The sequence below is a fragment of the Orenia sp. genome (assembly GCF_055140805.1).
On record NZ_JBSQYM010000074.1, the window covers coordinates 1 to 19,727 of the forward strand.

The window sequence follows — 19,727 nt, forward strand, 5'->3', positions numbered from 1 at the left end:
CTTTATTGTATCTTTTTGCCATTGTAGACACATCCTTTCTTTCTACTTATTATTCTAATATTTTCGATTAAATGTGTCTACTATATTATACTAACACCAAAAGGAGGAGATTGATTATGAAAATTATGAATGAGGAAGAATTTAATAAGAAAAATACGTTCGGTAAAGGGCAGGAGAACACAATGTTTGCTGAGTATTTTATAGGAGATTCATTTTTGAACCCACTGACAAAGTATGAAGAGGATCCAGTATTTATTGCAAATATTACTTTTGAACCAGGCTGTAGAAATAACTGGCATATTCATCACGGAAGAACAGGAGGAGAGCAGATCCTAATCTGTACAGCTGGAAGTGGCTGGTATCAAGAAGAAGGAAAAGAGCCAGTCAGTCTTGAGCCAGGTATGGTAATCACTATACCTACAGGAGTAAAGCATTGGCATGAAGCCAAGGCAGATTCTTGGTTTAGCCACCTTGCTTTTGGTGTTCCAGGAGAAGAGACAAGTAATGAATGGTGTGAACCTGTAAGTGATGAAGAATATAATAAACTAAAATAATAAAACGTACTTATTCAAATTAGAAAGGGGCGAAATTATGACTGATTATAATAAACTTTTTGAGACTGATCCTGAATTTATGGAACGTTTTGAAGCATTTGCTTATGATGAGGTCGTTAATGAGCCAGGACAAGAACTTGATGAGGAAACGAGATTTCTAGCAATTCTTGCAACTTTAGTTGCCTGTCAGGGAGTAGAAGAATATAAAGTAATGTTAGATCAAGCATTAGAGAAATCTTTAACACCTATAATGGCAAAAGAAACTGTTTATCAAGCTGTCGATTATCTTGGCATGGGAAGAGTTTACCCATTCCTGATTGCTACAAATGAAGTTATGATAGAAAAGGATATAAAACTGCCTTTGGAAGGTCAGGCTACGACAACAATGGATGATCGTTTGGAAAAAGGTGCAGATGCTCAAATTGCTATTTTTGGTGAAGGTATGAAGGATTTTTGGAAAGGTGGTCACATTAATCGTTGGTTGGCAGCAAATTGTTTTGGTGATTATTATACTAGAACTGGACTAGATTTAAAGCAAAGAGAGATGATTACTTTCTGTTTCCTAGCTGCACAAGAAGGATGTGAATCTCAGTTGACAAGTCATATTTTTGGAAATATAAATGTTGGCAATGATAAAGAGTTTCTGATTAAAGTTGTTTCACAGTGCTTGCCATATATCGGTTATCCAAGAAGCTTAAATGCTATTGCCTGTATTAATGAGGTAACAAAAGAACAATCCTAATTTGTTGAATAAATATAATATGATATTAATTTCTATAAAATTGAAAAAATGGAGGAATAAAAATGAATTTAGATTTTACTTATCAAAATCCAACAACAATTTACTTTGGGAAAGATTCACTAGATAATTTAAAAACAGAATTAGCGAATTACGGAGAGACAATAATGCTAGCTTATGGTAGAAGTTCAATTAAGAAGATTGGATTGTATGATCAAGTGATTGAGATATTAAAAGAAAGTGGAAAAAATATCGTAGAATTGGCTGGGATCATGCCCAATCCAACATATGAAAAAGTACAGGAAGGGGTAAAGCTGGTTAGAGATAATGATGTTGATTTAATTTTAGCAGTAGGTGGAGGTTCTGTTATTGACTGTGCCAAGGCAATTTCGGTATCTTCATACTGTGAAGAGGATCCATGGAAGAAATATTGGCTGGATTTTGCACCAGTTACTAATAAAATTGTACCGGTAGGCTCGATACTTACATTAGCGGGAACAGGGTCTGAGATGAATGGTGGTTCTGTTATTACTAATGATGAGATGAAATTAAAGATGGGACGTGTCTTTTCTGCAGAAGTGAATCCAGACTTTTCAATCTTAAATCCTGAATATACTTATTCATTACCTCAATATCAAATGGTAAGCGGGATTTTTGATATGATGTCTCATCTGATGGAATCATATTTCTCTGGAGAAGATGATGTCACAACTGATTATCTGATTGAAGGGTTGCTTCGTTCTATTATTCATAGTGCTAAAGTAGCAGTTGAAGATCCTAAGAATTATGAAGCAAGAAGTAATTTGATGTGGAGTTCTACTCTGGCAATGAATCCATTGATGGGATTAAGTAAGACTCAAGACTGGCAAGTTCATATGATTGAACATCAGTTAGGAGCATATACAGATTGTGCCCATGGTATGGGACTTGCAGCGGTTTCTCTTCCATATTACCGTGCAATCTATAAAGATGGTCTTGATAAATTTGCCCGTTTTGCAACCCAAGTCTGGAATATTGAAGAAGAGGGTAAAAGTAAAGAGGGGCTTGCACTTGCTGGTATTGATGCTTTAGAAGATTTTATTAAAGAGTGTGGTATTGTTACTAATTTACAAGAACTTGGAGCAACAGAAGAGATGCTAGCAAAAATTGCAAACTCTACAGTCATTTTAGGGGGATATAGGAAGTTGACAGCAGAAGAAATTTTAGATATTTTAAAGACTGCTTATAATGTTTAAATAGAAGACATCATAGAGATTTAGAGCTAGTGCTAGATTTTAGATGTATTTTTTGTGTGTGGGAGAAAGGGGTCATATTGGCACCTTTTTCTCTATATTAGTATCTAAAATTTGAGTTAATAATTTTTATGGAGAGATTTTTAGTAGGACTGTATGAATTTGAATTTATGGAGTGACAAAATCTTGGAGGTATTTAATTAGAGAATATGAGGGTTGAAGAAATGAGAATGTAGAGGCAGCATATAAGTTTAAGCAGATGGGTGGTGGGTACTTAGTATAAATATAGTGGCTTATCTAGGTTAAAAGGGGGTGTTATATAACGCACCCTTTACTTTATATTTTCTATTTCTTTTCTGATTAAATTAATTAATTTAGGCATTGAATCTTTTACTTTCTGAGATAACTCTTCACCTAAACTTAAGTTTTCAGGCTCTATACCATAAATAACTAAATTAGTAGGAAAATTTGTAATTTCTCTAGCTAGCTCGATTACATTTAATAAAGAATAACCATGAAAATCTCTCACAGTATTTCCACTAGACCTCAAGTTTTCTTCTGTTAAACGGTATATACTTCCTGCCTGTTCACCTCCTTGAATTGCATCAACTATAATTAAACTTTCTGCCCTACTTATCTCTTCTAAATAATAAAGTGGTGAAGTTCCTACCTCTAATAATGAGATATCTTCTTTCCAGTCTTCTTTTTGAAGTTCTCTAACTACATGTATTCCTAAGCTATCATCAGACATAATTAAATTTCCTAAACCAATTATTAAAAGTTTACATTTTGGATTACTCATATTTAATATTTATTCCAACTAAAGCATATTATTAGCCTAAGAGAATCTTTAAAGGGTGATAATATGGATAAAGAAGAGTTTGTCAAGGGCTGTCATCGATTAAGAAATAATCAAGATTATAAACTCAGCAAGCATATTCTATCTGGAGTAAAAGGATATAGAGATAAAAGTAATGATAAGCTACCTGTTCTGTGGCTAGAAACAAGTGATAGTGGTGATAATAATATTTCTTTTATGAATACAGCCTATCCTTATTTAGGGCAGGTTTTTGAAGAGATGATTGACTTATTATATAGTAATACCTTTATGGCAGCTCAAGGAAAAAATGCTTTAGATATTTTGTATAGGATTACTAGGTATCAAAAGGGGGAATTTGTCTTAGTGGTAGAAGGGGCAATACCTACTAAAGCTAATGGCTTATATAATATAGTTATTGAGACTCAAAGAGAGCAGATTACAGCTTTAGAGGCAGTAAAGTGGTTAGGGGGATTGGCTAAATATGTTGTAACCATTGGAACTTGTGCTAGCTTTGGTGGACCTTCAGCAGCTAAACCTAATCTTACTGGTGGTGTAGCAGTTAGTGAGGTACTAGATAGAGAGATAATTAAAGTAAGTGGTTGTCCAGTTAATGCAGAGTGGTTTGTAGGAACTCTAGCTCATTTATTGATGTATGGCAAGCCAGAGCTTGATGGATTAGGTCGACCTACCTTATTTTATGGTTATACAATTCATCGCCATTGTCAACGAAGATCTTATTTTGACCGTGGTAACTTTGCTGAAGCTTTGGGGGATATCGAATGTATGTTCAGTCAAGGCTGTGTAGGACCAAAAACCTATGCTGATTGTCCTTATCGTCAGTGGATTAATGAAAACTGGCCAATAGAGGCTAATACCCCTTGCATTGGCTGTACCAATCCCGATTTTCCTGATGGTTCATCACCTTTCTTTACACCATTGCCTGAGAAGAGACAAGAGGATACTAAGAAGAGAGAAGGTCAAAAAGATGAGTAGGAAAAAGATTATCTTCAGTCCCGTGACTCGTTTAAGTGGTATCTTATCGGTTAAGGTAACTATTGATAATAATAGAGTAGTAGATGCTGATGCTAGTAGCACCATGTTTAGAGGCTTTGAATGGATTATGAAAGACAGACATGTTGCTGATGCTGTTTATATGACCCAACGAGTCTGTGGAATCTGTTCTTTGGCTCATGGTGCTACTGGGAGTTATTTATTAGATGAACTCTATGGTAATCAAATTTCAGAGAATGCACAATATCTTAGAAACATCATGTATGGGGCAGATTTTTTACAGAATCATATTAGACAGATTTATCTCTTTAGTCTTCCTGATTATGTTAAGATGCCCAACCGTCCCCCTTTTCATGATCAAAATCTATTAGATGTCCGTTTCAGCCCTAGAGATAATCAAAAATTAGTAGAGAATTACTTTTCAGCAATTAAAGCAGGTCAACAGAGCCATCAGATTTTGGCTTTATTTGGAGGAAAAGCTCCTCATCAACATAGCTTTGTACATGGAGGGGTAGCAGTGGCTCCGACAGTAGATAAGATTAATACAGCTTTAGCTTTACTTGATAAAGTTCACAAATTTGTGGGTGAGATTATGTTACCAGATGTTAAATTACTCTCTAGAGTTTATAGTGATTACTTTAAGATAGGGGTAACTCCACGTCGGTTATTATCCTTTGGACTGTGGCGTTTTGGTGAAAATAATGAGGAATATTTATGGAAAGGAGGAGCACTTAACGGTAATCGTTTAACAGAAGTAGATATTAACTTAATTAATGAAGGAATTGTTAATTCATGGTTTGAGGGGGATGCAGATAGTATTTATAATGGAGAGTTAGAGCCTAATCCCCTAAAAGAGAGTGCTTATAGTTGGGTGAAGACAGTCAAATATCAAGGAGAGCAGTTTGAAACTGGTCCTTTGGCTAGGTTAATCATTAATAGGCTGTATCAAGGTGGAACTTCAACAATGGATAGAATTATGGCTAGAGCTATTGAGACTTTATTGATTACTGAGTTGATGGAGGAGTGGCTAAGTAAATTAAAGCCTAGCAGTAAAGCCCCAATTAGTCAGAATAAAACTCCAATAAAAGAGCAGGTCATAGCTACTACCGATGCTATGAGAGGAGGATTACTACATAGTGCTAAAATTAGTGATGAAGAGGTGCTTAAGTATAATATTATTACTCCCACAGTCTGGAACTTTTCACCTAAAGACGAATATGGTAATCTAGGTCCTGTGGAAGATGCTATGGTGGGAACAGAAATACGCAATCCTAGTGATCTATATACTATTTTAGGTAGGATTATTCGTTCCTTTGACCCTTGTATGTCTTGTGCTACTCATGTACTTGATGTAAAAGGTAATATTAAGGATAAGGTGGTGTTTTGAAGTTTAGTTGACAATAGATGTTCAAGTGTAAAGTGAAATATAAGATAGATATTGCGACAGCTTTACTTTTTTTAAGAGTAAGAAAAATTCTTAGGTTCCGCCTAAGGGAGGGTTACCTTAATTTACATCTTCTATAATTAGGCTATTCATTCAGGCTAATATTATTTTAGCTCCCTTTAGGGAAATCTTATGTTTTTAAAGTAGCCACAGTGTTTTAACCTGTGGCGTCAAACAAGCACTAAATCCTAGATTAACATATCTATATCACCAGTATAGAATGGCTTAAAATTAATAGTTTACATTAATTGGTTTGAAATTTGCTCATTTATAATTTGTAATTCAAATTGGGAGGTGATTCAAATACATGAGATCTCCTTAATGGGACAATTATTCTCTATTATTCAAGAGTACATTAATAATTACAATTTAGAAAGAGTAACAAAGGTAGTATTAAAGGTTGGTGAGATGACCTGTGTAGAAGATAGTGCCTTAAATTTTGTTTTTAAATCCTTTGCTAAGGGTACTAAGGTAGAAGGAGCAGAGTTAGTAATTCAGAGGGTAGAGGCTATTAGTAAATGCAGGTCTTGTGGACTAAAATATAAGGTTGATTTTAATAATAAGCTCTGTCCTCAATGTAAAGAGTTTAATTATAATTTAATCAATGGTGATGAGCTACTATTAGAAAGCTTAGAGGGGGAAGAGGATGAAACAGATTGATGTGATGAAAGATTTATTAGCAGATAATAATAAAATAGCTGATGCTAATCGTAAGTTATTGAGTGATAAAGGTATCTTTACAATTAATTTAGTCGGTTCACCTGGAGCAGGCAAGACTTCACTATTAGAAAGATTAATTAGAAAGTTCAAAGATGAGATTAAGATAGTAGTAATAGAAGGGGATTTATATACTACTAATGATGCTCAGCGGATTGAACAGGAAGGAATAGAGGTAATTCAACTTAATACTAAAGGTGCTTGCCATTTAGAGGCTAATATGATAGCTGAAGCACTAGCAGATTTAAATTTAGAGGAAGTTGATTTATTAGTGATTGAGAATGTAGGTAATTTGGTCTGTACAGCCTCTTTTGATTTGGGAGAAGATATGAAAATTACATTATTAAGTGTAACTGAAGGCAGTGATAAGCCTCTTAAGTATCCAATCATCTTTCAAAATTCAAAGGGGGTTGTAGTTAATAAGGTGGACTTATTAGAACATACAGATTTTTCAATAAAGCAGTTATACCAAGACCTTAAAAATTTAAAAGAAGATATCAAAGTTTTTGAAGTTTCCTGTGTTAAAGAAGAGGGGATTTTAGAGTTTGGGGATTATTTAAAGGGAAAAATCAAAACTAAGCAATTAGCTACTAGGTCTAGTTAGAATGAAAAATGTACGTATAAGGGTTAAAGTTCAAGGGATAGTGCAAGGGGTTGGTTTTAGACCCTTTATCTATAACTTAGCAAGGAGATATAAGCTAGTGGGTTGGGTTAATAATAGCTCTCAAGGAGTAATTATTGATGTTGAAGGTAAGGATGAGAGTATAGATTCTTTTCTATCTGCTATTAAATTATCACCGCCACCTCTAGCTAAAATAGATAGTATAGAGTTTATTGACTTAGCTCTAGCAGAGTATAAAGACTTTGTAATTAAAGAGAGTTTAGCTAATAAAGAAAAGTTAACCTTACTCTCTCCTGATATAGCAACCTGTTCAGACTGTATGGAAGAGATAAAAGATAGAAATAATCGTCGTTATGGTTATTCGTTCGCTAATTGTACTAACTGTGGACCTCGTTATTCTATAATTGAAGCTTTGCCCTATGATAGAAAGGTAACTACTATGAAATCTTTTAAAATGTGTGAGCAATGTAGAACAGAGTATGAAAATCCAAAAGATAGAAGGTTCCATGCTCAGCCCAATGCTTGCCCTGAATGTGGTCCTCAACTTTGCTTAACAGATAATTTAGGAAGGAAATTAGCTATGAAAGATCCATTAAAACAGGCTATCCAGCTACTGCAAGCAGGTAAGATAATTGCAATTAAAGGGTTAGGAGGTTTTCATTTGGTCTGTGATGGAAAGAATCAAGTGGCTATTGAAGAGTTAAGAGTTAGAAAGAGAAGACCCGATAAGCCTTTTGCCTTGATGATGAGAGGTATAGAGGTTGTTAAGAAATACTGTTACCTTAATTCTAAGGAGGAAGAGATATTAACTGGGATTAGAAGACCGATTTTATTATTAGAGAGAAAGAATAATCACCTACCACCTAATATTTCTAAAGACAATAATTATTTAGGGGTAATGCTCCCTTATACCCCTTTACATCAATTACTATTTGATGATGGTTTAGAGGTTTTGGTGATGACCAGTGCTAATGTGAGTGGTTTAGCGATTGAATATACAAATCAAGGGGCAATCAACAGGTTAGAAGATGTTGTTGATTATTTACTTTTACATAACCGCAAAATACATATTCCCATTGATGATTCAGTAGCAAGGGTATTATTAGGTCAAGAAATTTTACTTAGAAGGGCAAGAGGTTATGCACCTTTAGCAATCAAATTTAGTGGGTTGAAAGAGACTTTGGCCTGTGGCTCTCAATTAAAGAATAGCTTTGCATTGGCTAAAGGTGATTATATCTTTTTAAGTCAACACTTAGGGAATATAAATCATTTAGAAAGCTATCACAATTACCAAAGGATAATAAATCATTTAAAAGAATTATATCAAGTTAATCCTGAACTGATAGCTTATGATTTGCATCCAGAGTACTTAACTTCACAATTTGCTCAAAACCAAGGTGGACAGAAAATAGCAGTTCAGCATCATCATGCTCACATAGTCAGTTGTATGGTGGAGAATGAGGTTAGTGAACAGGTAATTGGTCTCACCTTTGATGGAACTGGATTAGGAAGAGATGCTAAGCTATGGGGTGGGGAATTTTTAATTTGTGATTATAGTAACTTTAAAAGAGTAGGACAATTAAAGTATGTTAAATTGCCAAGCGGAGAGCAAGCTATTAAAGAACCTTGGCGGATGGCGATTAGTTATCTCTATCATGCTTATGGTGATGATAGAGAGTTATTTACTGAATTAATTGGTGTTAAAGAAGAGAAGATTAAGGAAGTTGTTAATTTAATCAAAGCAGATATAAATTCTCCCAAAACCTCAAGTATGGGGCGTTTCTTTGCTGGAGTAGCAAGTCTGCTTGGTCTGGTTAATTCTATTAGCTATGAAGCACAAGGGGCCATCAAGTTAGAAACTATGGCTACTAACAAAGAGGTAGGAGAGTATAACTATCAGGTTAAAAGTGAAGGTAGCTATTATATAGTTGATACTACTTCTATAATTAAAGTTATAGTTGAAGATATTAAGTTGGGAGTAAGCAAAGGTGTGATTGCTAGAAAATTTCATAATACTGTTATAAGTTTTTCAGTGGAGATTTGTAAATTGATTAGAAGTGATTATAAGATTAACTTAGTTGCTTTAAGTGGAGGAGTCTTTCAAAATCAGATTTTGTTAAAAGGGATTTATCAAAAACTTGTAGCAGAGGGGTTTAAAGTTTATTTCCATAAGCAGATACCTTGTAATGATGGCGGATTAGCAGTAGGTCACTTAGTAATTGCTAACTATCAGAAAGGGGTAGAAGATGATGTGTATAGCGATACCAGCAGAGGTAATTGAGCTTAAGGAAGGGATTGCAGTTGTAGATTTTGGGGGGATTACTCAACAAGTAAATATCGACCTAATAGATAAGGTGAAACTAGGTGATTATCTCTTAATCCATTGTGGCTGTGCAATTGAGAGGTTAAATCACCAAGATGCTAAAGAAACGATAGAGTTATTAGAAGAGGTAGCTAATAATTTGAAGGATGGGGAAGGCTAATGAACCACTTTGCTAGGTTGAATGATGTAACTTTAGTTAAGGATATGATTAAAGAGATTAGAGAGTTTGAGCAAGAGGTAAAGATTATGGAGGTCTGTGGAACTCATACTAGAGCCATAGTGGAGAGTGGAATTGCTAAATTATTGCCTGATAATATAGCTTTAATCTCTGGACCGGGCTGCCCTATCTGTGTTACTACTCAAGATTATATTGATAAGGCTGTTGAACTTGCCCATAGAGATAATGTTATAATCACAACCTTTGCTGACTTAATAAAGGTAGCAGGTACTAATACTTCTTTAAAACAAAGTAAAGCTTTAGGTGGAGATATTATAATTGTTTCTTCTCCATTAGAAGCAGTTAAGGTTGCTCAACAAAATCCTAATCAAGAGGTTGTCTTTTTAGCTATTGGCTTTGAAACTACAGCTCCAATAATAGCATTGAGTATTATGAAAGCAGATAGATTGAAGTTAGAGAATTATTCGATTTTATTAGCCTTAAAGACGATGCCTGCTGTAATAGAAGAGTTAATCTTAGATAAAGAAGTAGCAATAGATGGCTTTATCTGTCCTGGACATGTAAGTGTAATTACTGGTGCTAAGGAGTTCAATTTTATAGCTAATAAGTATAACTTACCTGCAGTAGTAGCTGGTTTTGAAAGGATTGATATTATTATGGCATTAGCTAGATTATTGCAGATGATAGATAATGGAATTAGTAGAGTAGATAATTTATATAACAGAGTAGTTAAAGTAGAAGGTAATTTAAAGGCAATAGATGTGATGAATCAAACCTTTAAAGTTGAAGATAGTACTTGGCGGGGGTTAGGTAAAATAGAGAAAAGTGGATTAATGTTGAGAAATAAGTATAGAAAATTTGATGCTAAGAATAAATTTCAGATTAAGCTAGTCTATCAAGACCAAAGCTCAATTTGTAGCTGTGGAGATATCTTAAAGGGAAAGAAGAGTCCTGTAGATTGTGACCTGTTTGCTGAAGGTTGTACTCCACTAAATCCTAAAGGTCCTTGTATGGTCTCAGAAGAGGGTAGCTGTAATGTTTACTATGAATATAGGAGATGAAAGTTATGGATGTAATTACTATGGCTCATGGTAGTGGAGGTAGATTAACTAAAGAGTTAATAGAAGGTTTATTTTATAATCATTTTAAGAATGAGATTCTTTTAGAGGGGAATGATTCGGCTATACTATCTTCTATAAAAGGGAAGCCAGTTACTACTACCGATAGTTTTGTAATCAAGCCAATCTTCTTTAGAGGTGGAGATATAGGTAAGCTATCAATCTGTGGAACTGTGAATGATTTAGCTATGAGTGGAGCTAGCCCATTATACATAACTGTAGGTTTTATTATAGAAGAAGGTTTTGAAATTAGTAAATTAGAGAGAATTGTAGAGTCGATGAGTAAGACTGCCTTGAAAGCTGGTGTAAAGATAGTTAGTGGAGATACAAAGGTTGTAGAACGAGGCAATTGTGATGGAATCTATATCAATACTACTGGGATAGGAGTTTTAGAGAGGAATCTTTACTTAAGTGGAGCTAATGCAGAAGTAAGCAATAAGATAATTATTAATGGAAGTCTAGGAGAGCATGGAGCAAGTATTTTAACTCAAAGAGGGGGATTGGGACTTAAAAGTCAACTTAACAGTGATTGTGCTTTATTACATGGCTTGATTGCTGATATTTTAGATAATAGTAAGCAGGTTAAAGTATTACGGGATCCTACTCGAGGAGGAGTAGCTACAATTTTAAATGAAATTGCTGAGCAGAGTAGAGTAAGTATTAAATTACAGGAAGAGAATCTTCCGATTAGAGAAGGGGTAAAAAATCTGTGTAAAATTACTGGTTTTGACCCGTTATATTTAGCTAATGAAGGTAAGGTGATTGTAGTTGTTGATGCCAGTGAAGCTAATCAGGTCTTAGATGTAATGAAGAAAAATCCTCTTGGCAGAGAGGCAAGGATAATAGGTGAGGTGGTAAATGAAGATGATAGTATAGTTTATTTAGAAACTGCCCTTGGAGGAAGCAGAATTATAAATATGTTAAGCGGAGAATTATTGCCTAGAATATGCTAATTTCTATAAATCTAAGAACCTATCCCAAAGATAAAACATATAATATCCAAAAAGGCTAGGGAAGGAATGAGAAATGTGAATGATGGTTATATAATTAGTCAACGTCACCCGAAACAACGTACTAAGTTAAAGGATTATGGACCATGTCCCTTTGTGGTTAATATTGAAGAGATTACTAAACAAAATGATTATTTCCGTCTTGCTTTATGGACAGGAGAATATTTGCAACTGACCTTGATGACTATCAAACCTGGTGATGAGATAGGTTTAGAGATTCATCCTGATGTAGACCAATTCATACGTATTGAACAAGGGCAAGGAATTACTATGATTGGGGATAGAAGAAATCAGTTAGATTTCAAAGCAAAAGTCTATGATGATGATGCAATATTTATCCCTGCTGGTAAATGGCACAATCTGATCAATACAGGTCGTACGCCACTTAAACTGTATTCTATTTATGCTCCGCCTGAGCATCCTCGTGGTACAGTTCATGAAACTAAAGAAGATGCTAAAGAGTATCATCGACGATAAAATTTCTTAATAATAGCTATAAGTGTTTTTGTTGAAGATTGGCTAGCTAAATATATAAAATTTAAGGAGTTTATTGTTATTATAGTCATCCAACTTTAGAATGAAACAATAGAAAGAAGGTGTGACATTTTTTGGAATCTGGAATCAGTAGTCAGGAATCAGTTATAAACACTGGTTCCTGATTCCTGATTCCCGACACGAAAGTGTTGCTATATATCCATTACATTACACTTTAGACTTGGATATTTATAATGTATAGATATTTGTAACAAGTGTATGGTGGAGTCTGAGTTTTGTTTAGATGCTTGTTTACATGAACCTGATGTAAATAATAGAGTAAAATGTATGGAAATATTGAAGGACTGTATTGAAGTTTGCTCTATTTCTGCTAAGTATATGGCAGGAAATAGTCAATTTGCTAGTCAAGTCTGTGAATTATGTGCTGAAATTTGTGATGCTTGTGCAACTGAATGCGAGATGTTTGAAGATAATCACTGTCAAACGTGTGCTCAAGTCTGTCGTGAATGTGCTACTGAATGCCGTAATATGGCACAAGCTTAATCAAAATATTTTACTAAAGGGTAGGCTAAAATTAGTCTACTCTTTCTTTTTTTGAAATTAATTATTTAAAAGCTTTAAAGAATCTTGATACTTTCTTAATACTTTCTTAATATTTAGCTCTTATAATATAAATAACAGTTAAGAGTAACTAAAAATTGATTGCTAGTTACTGAATTTAAAAGGAGGAGATAAATATGAAAAGAATTTTAAGCTTTGTATTAGTGATGACAATGGTGTTGGGAATTTCAGTTTATGCTTTTGCCCATGGAGGAAATGGATTTAATAGTCAAGGAACAAGAAATGGTTATAGAAATAATAATCATCGTAATGATTTAAATTTATCAAATGCACAAGAGGATCAATTAGAAGGTCTTCAAGATAAATACTATGATCAAATGGATGATTTAATGGATGATATGAGAGATAAGAATGATGATTTAAGAGACTTATACTTTGATAAAGATGCTGACCGCAATGAGATTATTGCAGCTCAAAAAGAGGTTAATTTATTAAGAAATAAGATGTTTGATGTAATGGCAGAGATGCAATTAGAGATGAGAGATATCTTAACTGCTGAACAGTTAGAGTATATGGAAGACTATGGAATGATGGGCTTTGGTATGATGCATGGATTTGGCATGATGGGCGGAAGAGGATTTAGAGGTAGTATGATGCATGGGAATGGTGGTATGATGGGTTGGTAGTTACAGTTAAGAGTTAAAAATGAAAAATTAATATAGATAAACAACTCTAGAATGAAACAATGGAAAGATAGTGTGACACTTTTTGGAATCTGGAATTAGTAGTCAGGAATCAGTTATAAACACTGGTTCCAGATTCCTGATTACCCACACGAAAGTGTTGCTATATATCCATTAAATTACACTTTAGACTTGGAGTTCTATATAGATAAACAACTTTAGAATGTAATTTAAATATCCTAATAATTTAATACCTTTAAGTTCTTAACTAAAAGCCTTAAAAGATAACTTTCAGCAACGAATCTACCGAATTTACGCGAATAAAACTAAAAGATTAATTAATCTTTTAATCTTTAATTCGTGTTAATTCGTTGTTGCTAATCTTTAGCTTTTGATCTTTAGTCTTTTATTACACTTTAGACTTGGATATCTATAATATTTTTAACAATTATTAATGAAATAGTAGAGGTTATTACTAAATACTATATCTATAACAGGTGATAAGATGAGTAAGAAGATAAGTGAACTTGAAGCCTTCTGGTTAGGAATAGCAGTTATTTTACCGACTATTGTCATGACTGCTCCCAATATTGTAATTGAATCATGTGCTGGTCTTGCTTTAGTTCCAATGATAGTTGCAGGGACAGTTATGGGGTTATTAAATCATCTATTCTTAACCTTAAGTTGTAAATTTTCTAATAAAAGTATTGTTGATGATAGCAAAGATATATTTGGAGTATTATTAGGCAAGATAATTTTAGTACCATATATCTCCATTTTGCTTATCACCAATCTTTTTTTGTTGGTCTTTAGTACTGGCTATATTCAGTTTGTGATGGAGGAAGCACCTGTAGTCAGTATGTGGGTTGCTATCAGTATTTTAGTAGGATATCTATCCTATAGTGGAATTGAAGTCATAGCTAGAAGTAATACTATTGGAAGTTGTTTATTACTGATTGGTATAGTTAGCATTTTATTAACTACTCCCTTAGTTGCAACTGTAAATTTAGATAATTTGAAGCCTTTAATCTTTAATTTTAAAAAAGTTATTGCTGGCAGTTTATACCCAGCAAGACTATTCTTTTATCACTCAGTCGTTTTAGTAGTGTTAAAGCCTTATTTTAGTAAAGAAAAAGGAGCAATCAAGGCTATTGGATTATCAAATTTAGTAGTTCAAATAGTATCAAGTATTTTAGTTATTTTATTAGTGGCTATTTTAGGCAAAAAATTAGCTATACTTTTGAACTTCTCCTTTCATGATATAAGTGACTTATCCTTGGGAGGGGTAGAAGTTATTACTTTTATAATCTGGATTATAGGTAATATCTTAAAGATTGGGATATTTAACTTTGCTACTGTCCAGTTAATTGCTGATTTTTTTGAATTAAAGGATTATAGAAGGATAGTATTCTCCTTTACTTTCTTTATTCTTGCCTTGACAGTATATAGTTCCGATATTCGCTTACCTGGGTCAGATACTAAATATTTTGTGATAGGTGCTTTATTAACTGTTAGTTTGCCTACTATTTTATTATTGACACTGGCATATGCTTTAGCTAATAGAAAGAAGGACTAACTGGATATACAATATCAAATTAATATTAGGTGATAAAATGTCAGCAGAAAAGATAAGTACAGTACAAGGTTTTTTATTATCATTAAATGTAATTTTATCAACTATTGTGTTACTTGTACCAAGTGAAATAATTATACAAAGTGGTAGAAATGCCTGGATATCAATTATTTTTGCTAGCTTTTTTATTATAATAATACATTATCTTGTATTTAAATTAAGCTGCCAATTCTCTAACCAGAACCTTATCCGAGATTGTATTAGTATCTTTGGAGATATATTGGGTAGATTAATTTTAATCCCTTTTATCTTAATAAACATACAGCTAACTATCTTAATTATGTATGAAAGTGTTGGATTTATAGGGATGGTAATGCCTGGTGCTAATAGAGGAAGAATAGAGATTTGGTTTGCTATTACTTTAATTGGGGGTTATTTGTCTTATAAGGGGATAGAGACGATTCTAAGAGTAAATGGTTTTGGGATAGTTATTATCTTCTTCTCAATCTTAATTATTGGTTTAGGTGATTACCGTATGATAGATTTTAATTATTTACGGCCCTTAGAGATAGATTTAAAACAGATAGTTAGAGGTAGTTTATTACCATTACACTGGTTTTTAATAATTCCTAATTTGTTTTTAGTGTTCAAGCCCTTTTTTAAAGATAAGGCTAAGGCTATCAAGGTTAGTTTATTAGGAAATTTAGTTAGTATGATTGTTATTACTATTTTATTAGTCATTACTATTGGAGTATTTGGTTCTGAAATAGGTGGTAGCTTACAATATTCTTTTTATTCACTGAGTAAATTATCTATTTCTGGTCTAGAAGTTAATGTCTTTGTGGCATGGATTATGGCAACAATGATTAAGGTAGGTATCTATTATTTTACTTGTTTATATTTAATTAAGGAATGGTTTAAATTAGATAGTTACAAGAAGTTAATCGTCCCCTTTATGTTATTCACAATCTCTTTTGGCTATTTTCAAACTGACATTTATTATTTAAAGACTTTATTTATACATATTATAACAATCTCCATATTTATTATAGAAGTTCCCTTTCTCTTACTAATGATTTTAGGGTATCTATTTAAAAATAAGAGTAAGTCTAATTTATAGATTTTTGAAGATAAAGGGTCAAAAATTAATAAATAATCTATATTTGTACACAATAAAATCATAAGTCAAATTAAGATAATTATTAACTTCTCTATAGATAAAAAGGATGGGATAATTAATGAGTAAGAAGATTAAAAGACCTTTAACAATAGAAGAGAAGAAGCAAAAGGGTGCAGAGAAAAATTTAAAAGCTTTAGAAGAACAATATAAGAAAGGAATCGATATTAATAATGTAAAATTAAAGAGTAGTTTAGAAGAGAATCTAATTTATATTCAAGGTATTTTTAATAAGGTTGGCGATATGAATATTAGACGCTTTATCCTTGGTGATGAACTCAAATTGAACGCTGCTTTAGTCTACATTGAGGGGATAATTAACAAGCAATTTGTTAATGATACTATTCTAAGAGAGCTAATGATGGTGATTAGAAATGAGGATTTAAAGCAACCTCTCCATAATCAAGATTTAATAGAATTAATACCAAATAATCTTTTAAGTATAGCTGTAGTAGAAAGATTAGAAGAATTCAGTAAGATGATAGATAATTTATTTACAGGTCATGTGGTTTTATTGATCGATGGCTATGCTGAAGCTCTATCCTTTCCAATTCCAGCAAGAGAAAGTAGAAGTGTAGCAGAACCCGAAACGGAAGCAGTGGTAAGGGGACCACGCGAGGGATTTGTAGAGAACATAGATGTCAATATCTCTTTATTAAGAGGAAGAATCAAAACACCAGATTTAAAGCTAGAGAGTTTAAGACTTGGTAGGGTCAGTAAAACAGCTATAGTTGTTGCTTATATTGAGGGGGTAGCACCTGATGATTTGGTAGCTGAGGTAATGAGTAGAGTTAAGAGAATAGATATAGACATGGTCAATGAAAGTGGTATTATCGAGCAATTGATTGAGGATGAGCCTTTTTCTCCCTTCCCTCAAATATCTAATACAGAACGCCCTGATGGAGCAGCATCTTCCTTAAATGAAGGTAGAGTAGCTATCTTTGTGGATGGGACCCCTTTTGTACTTGTTTTACCTAGTGTTTTTATTCATTTCTTACAGTCAAACGAAGACTATTATCAAAGGTTCTTTTTTGCTTCATTTATGAGATTATTGAGATTTGGAGCTTTTCTAGTGGCTTTATTGGCACCATCAGTCTATATTGCAATTACTACCTTTCATCAAGAGATGATACCTACTAAATTACTTTTGAGTATCGTTGCTTCAAGGGCGGGAGTTCCCTTTCCTGCTTTAGTCGAAGCTTTAATCATGGAGATTGCCTTTGAAGCATTACGGGAAGCAGGGGTAAGGTTACCTAAGACTGTTGGACAGGCAGTCAGTATCGTTGGGGCTTTAGTTGTAGGAGAAGCAGCAGTTCAGGCAGGTCTAGTTTCTCAAGCTATGGTTATTGTAGTAGCATTGACAGGGATTGCATCCTTTATGATTCCTGCTTATAATTTTGCATTAGGGGTTAGGCTAATTCGTTTTGGGGTCATGTTTTTAGCAGCTAGTTGGGGAATGTTTGGGATTACCTTTGCAGTTTTAGCCTTGTTAATCCATCTATGTAGTCTTAGAACCTTTGGTATACCCTACTTGTCACCAATTACTCCAACAGATTGGGAAGCTCTCAAGGATTCTTTTATCAGAGTACCAGAGTGGTTTAAAAATAATCGTCCGCCTTATCTAGTAAAGAATGATAATCAAAGGATTCGCTCTAATATTAAACCTTCACCAGCTAAAGGGGATGATGAAAATGAGTAGGAGATTTGTAAGTTTGTTCTTATTATTAATAATGTTATTTAGTCTGACTGCTTGTGCTGGTAAGAGGGAGATGGATGAACTAGGAATTGTAGGTCTGACTGCAGTTGATTGGGATCCTAAAGATCAGAAGTATGAGATTATAGTACAGGTAATGGTTCCTAGTAAAGCTGGTGGAGGGATGGGTGGCTCAAATATTCAAAGTTGGAATGCCACTGCTCATGGTAGAACACTAATGAGAGCTAGTAAAAATCTTAGATCTGTTGTCTCTAAGAAACTGGTCTGGTTTCATAATAATTTGATAATCATTGGAGAGCAAGCTGCCAAGAGAGGTTTGAAGGATATAATGGACTTTTTTGCCAGAAATAAAGAGATTAGATATAATAGTTGGGTCTTAATTTCAGAATTTCCTATTAAAGAGACCTTAGAAGCAAATCCTCGTTTTGAAGGTAGTTTGCCTGCAGAGATTGCTGGTTTGATTGAAAATAATCAAAGTGATTGGTCAGAAAGCTATGCTATCAATCTTAAAGATATGCTAATTAGATTAGCTGATGATGATTTTGATGAGATTACTGGTCGTATAACCAATTATAAGCCTGAGCTAACACCAGAAGGAACCTATGAACAGTTGGATTTAACCAAGAATATACCAGAGGATTTGAGAGATGTTATTTCTTTGTCAGGTGATGCTGTCTTAAAAGATGGTAAGCTGGTAGGATGGTTAGATAGGGTAGAGTCTAAAGGATATCTATTTATAGTTGGTGAAGTTGAGGGTGGAGCTATTGTAGAGTACTCTAATAGAAAGGATAAATTTTCAGCAGAGATATTGAGTAATCATTCTAAGCTAAAGCCAGAGATTAAAGATGGAAAGATAAACTTTAAACTAGAAGTTAAGACAGATGTAGCAATTACTGAAGCAATTACTGACTTGGATTTAACAAAAACTGAGGATATTGAAAAATTACAGAAGAATTTAGCTAAAGAGATTGAAAAGGAGATGGAGACAACTTTATGGAGAGCCCAACAAGATTATAATGCTGATATTTTTGGCTATGGAAATGCTATCTATCGAAGTTATCCTAAGAAATGGGAAGAGATAAAAGATGATTGGGATCAAATCTTTCCTACAGTAACAACAGATATTAAAGTAAAGGTTACTGTCAAACGATTGGGAATGATCTCTCAACCAATTACTAAGCCAGAATAAGGGAGTAAAAATATGAAGATAATAGCTTTAACTTTGTTCTTTATAGTTTTAATCTACATTCAAGTTAAAGGATTGGTCAAAAAGAAGGAATGGAGAGAGTTATTTGTATATACTTTATTAATGTCGATGGGAATTATATATAGCTATGGAGTTTTATTAGATTTACCATTACCTAATCCAATTTTAATATTATCAGATTTATTTAAGCCATTGTATGACTATATATTTAATCAATTATTAGCATAAAAAGAGTTAAGGATTCTTTCCTTAACTCTTTTCTGTATATAATGAGAGAATATAGAGAAAAAGCGACACTTTTTACAATTAAAAATTAAGAATTAAAAGATTTTTATACCGAAGAAAATTATTGTTTGAACGAAGCAAAAATTGAATTAAAATTTAAATTTAATCAAAATCTTAACTAGAGAGAAGCTAATATTAATAATAATTAAGGCTTTGATTGCTGAGAGAGTGGGCTGGTTCTGCTACGGAGAGTCTTTTTTTAGACTCGTAGGTATATTTTATTCTAGACCTTTTGGGACTTTTAGGGCAATGCTAAAAGTCACT

Annotated in this window: 20 protein-coding genes; 19 read left to right on the forward strand and 1 reads right to left on the reverse strand. The window is 33.4% G+C overall.

Annotation, left to right across the window (positions count from 1 at the left end; translation table 11 throughout):
- Window positions 1-116 precede the first annotated feature (116 nt).
- The 3 genes from ACTCDL_RS08730 (at window position 117) to ACTCDL_RS08740 (ending at window position 2,528) form a co-directional block, all read left to right on the forward strand.
- Entirely contained in the window at window positions 117-554 is a 438-nt protein-coding gene (locus ACTCDL_RS08730; protein ID WP_463175862.1) for a cupin domain-containing protein, read from the forward strand.
- 37 nt (window positions 555-591) lie between these two features.
- The gene (locus ACTCDL_RS08735; protein ID WP_463175863.1) at window positions 592-1,296 is read left to right on the forward strand and encodes a carboxymuconolactone decarboxylase family protein; all 705 of its coding nucleotides are present in this window, start codon (window positions 592-594) and stop codon (window positions 1,294-1,296) included.
- A 62-nt stretch (window positions 1,297-1,358) separates the two neighbouring features.
- A complete protein-coding gene (locus ACTCDL_RS08740) occupies window positions 1,359-2,528 on the forward strand; it encodes an iron-containing alcohol dehydrogenase (protein ID WP_463175864.1) in 1,170 nt (389 codons plus the stop codon).
- 328 nt (window positions 2,529-2,856) lie between these two features.
- Here ACTCDL_RS08740 and ACTCDL_RS08745 read toward each other — a convergent pair whose 3' ends face one another.
- The gene (locus ACTCDL_RS08745; RefSeq protein WP_463175865.1) at window positions 2,857-3,327 is read right to left on the reverse strand and encodes a hydrogenase maturation protease; all 471 of its coding nucleotides are present in this window, start codon (window positions 3,325-3,327) and stop codon (window positions 2,857-2,859) included.
- A gap of 63 nt (window positions 3,328-3,390) precedes the next feature.
- On the opposite strand from ACTCDL_RS08745, the gene ACTCDL_RS08750 reads away from it, so the two are divergent.
- From ACTCDL_RS08750 to ACTCDL_RS08825, 16 genes are all read left to right on the forward strand, one after another.
- Entirely contained in the window at window positions 3,391-4,338 is a 948-nt protein-coding gene (locus tag ACTCDL_RS08750; protein ID WP_463175866.1) for a hydrogenase small subunit, read from the forward strand.
- Complete coding sequence (locus ACTCDL_RS08755; RefSeq protein WP_463175867.1) at window positions 4,331-5,743, forward strand: nickel-dependent hydrogenase large subunit; 1,413 nt, start codon at window positions 4,331-4,333, stop codon at window positions 5,741-5,743. The genes ACTCDL_RS08750 and ACTCDL_RS08755 overlap by 8 nt, the downstream gene beginning before the upstream one ends.
- Before the next feature lie 351 nt (window positions 5,744-6,094).
- On the forward strand, window positions 6,095-6,460 hold the full coding sequence (gene hypA / locus ACTCDL_RS08760; protein ID WP_463175868.1) for a hydrogenase maturation nickel metallochaperone HypA: 366 nt from the start codon (window positions 6,095-6,097) through the stop codon (window positions 6,458-6,460).
- A complete protein-coding gene (gene hypB, locus ACTCDL_RS08765) occupies window positions 6,447-7,121 on the forward strand; it encodes a hydrogenase nickel incorporation protein HypB (RefSeq protein ID WP_463175869.1) in 675 nt (224 codons plus the stop codon). The genes hypA and hypB overlap by 14 nt, the downstream gene beginning before the upstream one ends.
- Before the next feature lies 1 nt (window position 7,122).
- Window positions 7,123-9,420: a carbamoyltransferase HypF gene (gene hypF, locus ACTCDL_RS08770; RefSeq protein WP_463175870.1), complete on the forward strand. Its 2,298-nt coding sequence runs from the start codon at window positions 7,123-7,125 to the stop codon at window positions 9,418-9,420.
- Window positions 9,389-9,622: a HypC/HybG/HupF family hydrogenase formation chaperone gene (locus tag ACTCDL_RS08775; protein WP_463175871.1), complete on the forward strand. Its 234-nt coding sequence runs from the start codon at window positions 9,389-9,391 to the stop codon at window positions 9,620-9,622. The genes hypF and ACTCDL_RS08775 overlap by 32 nt, the downstream gene beginning before the upstream one ends.
- Complete coding sequence (hypD, locus tag ACTCDL_RS08780; RefSeq protein WP_463175873.1) at window positions 9,622-10,701, forward strand: hydrogenase formation protein HypD; 1,080 nt, start codon at window positions 9,622-9,624, stop codon at window positions 10,699-10,701. Before ACTCDL_RS08775 ends, hypD begins: the two co-directional genes overlap by 1 nt.
- Before the next feature lie 5 nt (window positions 10,702-10,706).
- Entirely contained in the window at window positions 10,707-11,711 is a 1,005-nt protein-coding gene (hypE, locus tag ACTCDL_RS08785) for a hydrogenase expression/formation protein HypE (RefSeq protein ID WP_463175875.1), read from the forward strand.
- A 66-nt stretch (window positions 11,712-11,777) separates the two neighbouring features.
- Window positions 11,778-12,245, forward strand: coding sequence for a cupin domain-containing protein (locus ACTCDL_RS08790; protein WP_463175876.1), 468 nt, complete (start codon window positions 11,778-11,780; stop codon window positions 12,243-12,245).
- Window positions 12,246-12,521: 276 nt separating this feature from the next.
- Window positions 12,522-12,806, forward strand: coding sequence for a four-helix bundle copper-binding protein (locus tag ACTCDL_RS08795; protein ID WP_463175877.1), 285 nt, complete (start codon window positions 12,522-12,524; stop codon window positions 12,804-12,806).
- Window positions 12,807-13,000: 194 nt separating this feature from the next.
- Complete coding sequence (locus tag ACTCDL_RS08800) at window positions 13,001-13,510, forward strand: Spy/CpxP family protein refolding chaperone (RefSeq protein ID WP_463175878.1); 510 nt, start codon at window positions 13,001-13,003, stop codon at window positions 13,508-13,510.
- A 502-nt stretch (window positions 13,511-14,012) separates the two neighbouring features.
- The gene (locus ACTCDL_RS08805) at window positions 14,013-15,083 is read left to right on the forward strand and encodes a GerAB/ArcD/ProY family transporter (protein WP_463175879.1); all 1,071 of its coding nucleotides are present in this window, start codon (window positions 14,013-14,015) and stop codon (window positions 15,081-15,083) included.
- A 37-nt stretch (window positions 15,084-15,120) separates the two neighbouring features.
- Window positions 15,121-16,200 carry a GerAB/ArcD/ProY family transporter gene (locus tag ACTCDL_RS08810; RefSeq protein ID WP_463175880.1) on the forward strand — a complete coding sequence of 360 codons (1,080 nt, stop codon included), beginning with the start codon at window positions 15,121-15,123 and terminating at the stop codon, window positions 16,198-16,200.
- A gap of 118 nt (window positions 16,201-16,318) precedes the next feature.
- The gene (locus ACTCDL_RS08815) at window positions 16,319-17,956 is read left to right on the forward strand and encodes a spore germination protein (RefSeq protein ID WP_463175882.1); all 1,638 of its coding nucleotides are present in this window, start codon (window positions 16,319-16,321) and stop codon (window positions 17,954-17,956) included.
- The gene (locus tag ACTCDL_RS08820; RefSeq protein ID WP_463175883.1) at window positions 17,949-19,160 is read left to right on the forward strand and encodes a Ger(x)C family spore germination protein; all 1,212 of its coding nucleotides are present in this window, start codon (window positions 17,949-17,951) and stop codon (window positions 19,158-19,160) included. Before ACTCDL_RS08815 ends, ACTCDL_RS08820 begins: the two co-directional genes overlap by 8 nt.
- Window positions 19,161-19,172: 12 nt before the next feature.
- Window positions 19,173-19,406: a hypothetical protein gene (locus ACTCDL_RS08825; protein WP_463175885.1), complete on the forward strand. Its 234-nt coding sequence runs from the start codon at window positions 19,173-19,175 to the stop codon at window positions 19,404-19,406.
- The last annotated feature ends 321 nt before the right edge of the window (window positions 19,407-19,727 follow it).

Excerpts from the sequence above, each read along its gene's own strand:
- ACTCDL_RS08730 (WP_463175862.1), top strand. The coding sequence starts at position 117 with ATGAAAATTATGAATGAGGAAGAATTTAATAAGAAAAATACGTTCGGT.
- ACTCDL_RS08735 (WP_463175863.1), top strand. The coding sequence starts at position 592 with ATGACTGATTATAATAAACTTTTTGAGACTGATCCTGAATTTATGGAA.
- ACTCDL_RS08740 (WP_463175864.1), top strand. The coding sequence starts at position 1,359 with ATGAATTTAGATTTTACTTATCAAAATCCAACAACAATTTACTTTGGG.
- ACTCDL_RS08745 (WP_463175865.1), bottom strand. The coding sequence starts at position 3,327 with ATGAGTAATCCAAAATGTAAACTTTTAATAATTGGTTTAGGAAATTTA.
- ACTCDL_RS08750 (WP_463175866.1), top strand. The coding sequence starts at position 3,391 with ATGGATAAAGAAGAGTTTGTCAAGGGCTGTCATCGATTAAGAAATAAT.
- ACTCDL_RS08755 (WP_463175867.1), top strand. The coding sequence starts at position 4,331 with ATGAGTAGGAAAAAGATTATCTTCAGTCCCGTGACTCGTTTAAGTGGT.
- hypB (WP_463175869.1), top strand. The coding sequence starts at position 6,447 with ATGAAACAGATTGATGTGATGAAAGATTTATTAGCAGATAATAATAAA.
- hypF (WP_463175870.1), top strand. The coding sequence starts at position 7,123 with ATGAAAAATGTACGTATAAGGGTTAAAGTTCAAGGGATAGTGCAAGGG.
- ACTCDL_RS08775 (WP_463175871.1), top strand. The coding sequence starts at position 9,389 with ATGTGTATAGCGATACCAGCAGAGGTAATTGAGCTTAAGGAAGGGATT.
- hypD (WP_463175873.1), top strand. The coding sequence starts at position 9,622 with ATGAACCACTTTGCTAGGTTGAATGATGTAACTTTAGTTAAGGATATG.
- hypE (WP_463175875.1), top strand. The coding sequence starts at position 10,707 with ATGGATGTAATTACTATGGCTCATGGTAGTGGAGGTAGATTAACTAAA.
- ACTCDL_RS08790 (WP_463175876.1), top strand. The coding sequence starts at position 11,778 with ATGAGAAATGTGAATGATGGTTATATAATTAGTCAACGTCACCCGAAA.
- ACTCDL_RS08795 (WP_463175877.1), top strand. The coding sequence starts at position 12,522 with ATGGTGGAGTCTGAGTTTTGTTTAGATGCTTGTTTACATGAACCTGAT.
- ACTCDL_RS08800 (WP_463175878.1), top strand. The coding sequence starts at position 13,001 with ATGAAAAGAATTTTAAGCTTTGTATTAGTGATGACAATGGTGTTGGGA.
- ACTCDL_RS08805 (WP_463175879.1), top strand. The coding sequence starts at position 14,013 with ATGAGTAAGAAGATAAGTGAACTTGAAGCCTTCTGGTTAGGAATAGCA.
- ACTCDL_RS08810 (WP_463175880.1), top strand. The coding sequence starts at position 15,121 with ATGTCAGCAGAAAAGATAAGTACAGTACAAGGTTTTTTATTATCATTA.
- ACTCDL_RS08815 (WP_463175882.1), top strand. The coding sequence starts at position 16,319 with ATGAGTAAGAAGATTAAAAGACCTTTAACAATAGAAGAGAAGAAGCAA.
- ACTCDL_RS08820 (WP_463175883.1), top strand. The coding sequence starts at position 17,949 with ATGAGTAGGAGATTTGTAAGTTTGTTCTTATTATTAATAATGTTATTT.
- ACTCDL_RS08825 (WP_463175885.1), top strand. The coding sequence starts at position 19,173 with ATGAAGATAATAGCTTTAACTTTGTTCTTTATAGTTTTAATCTACATT.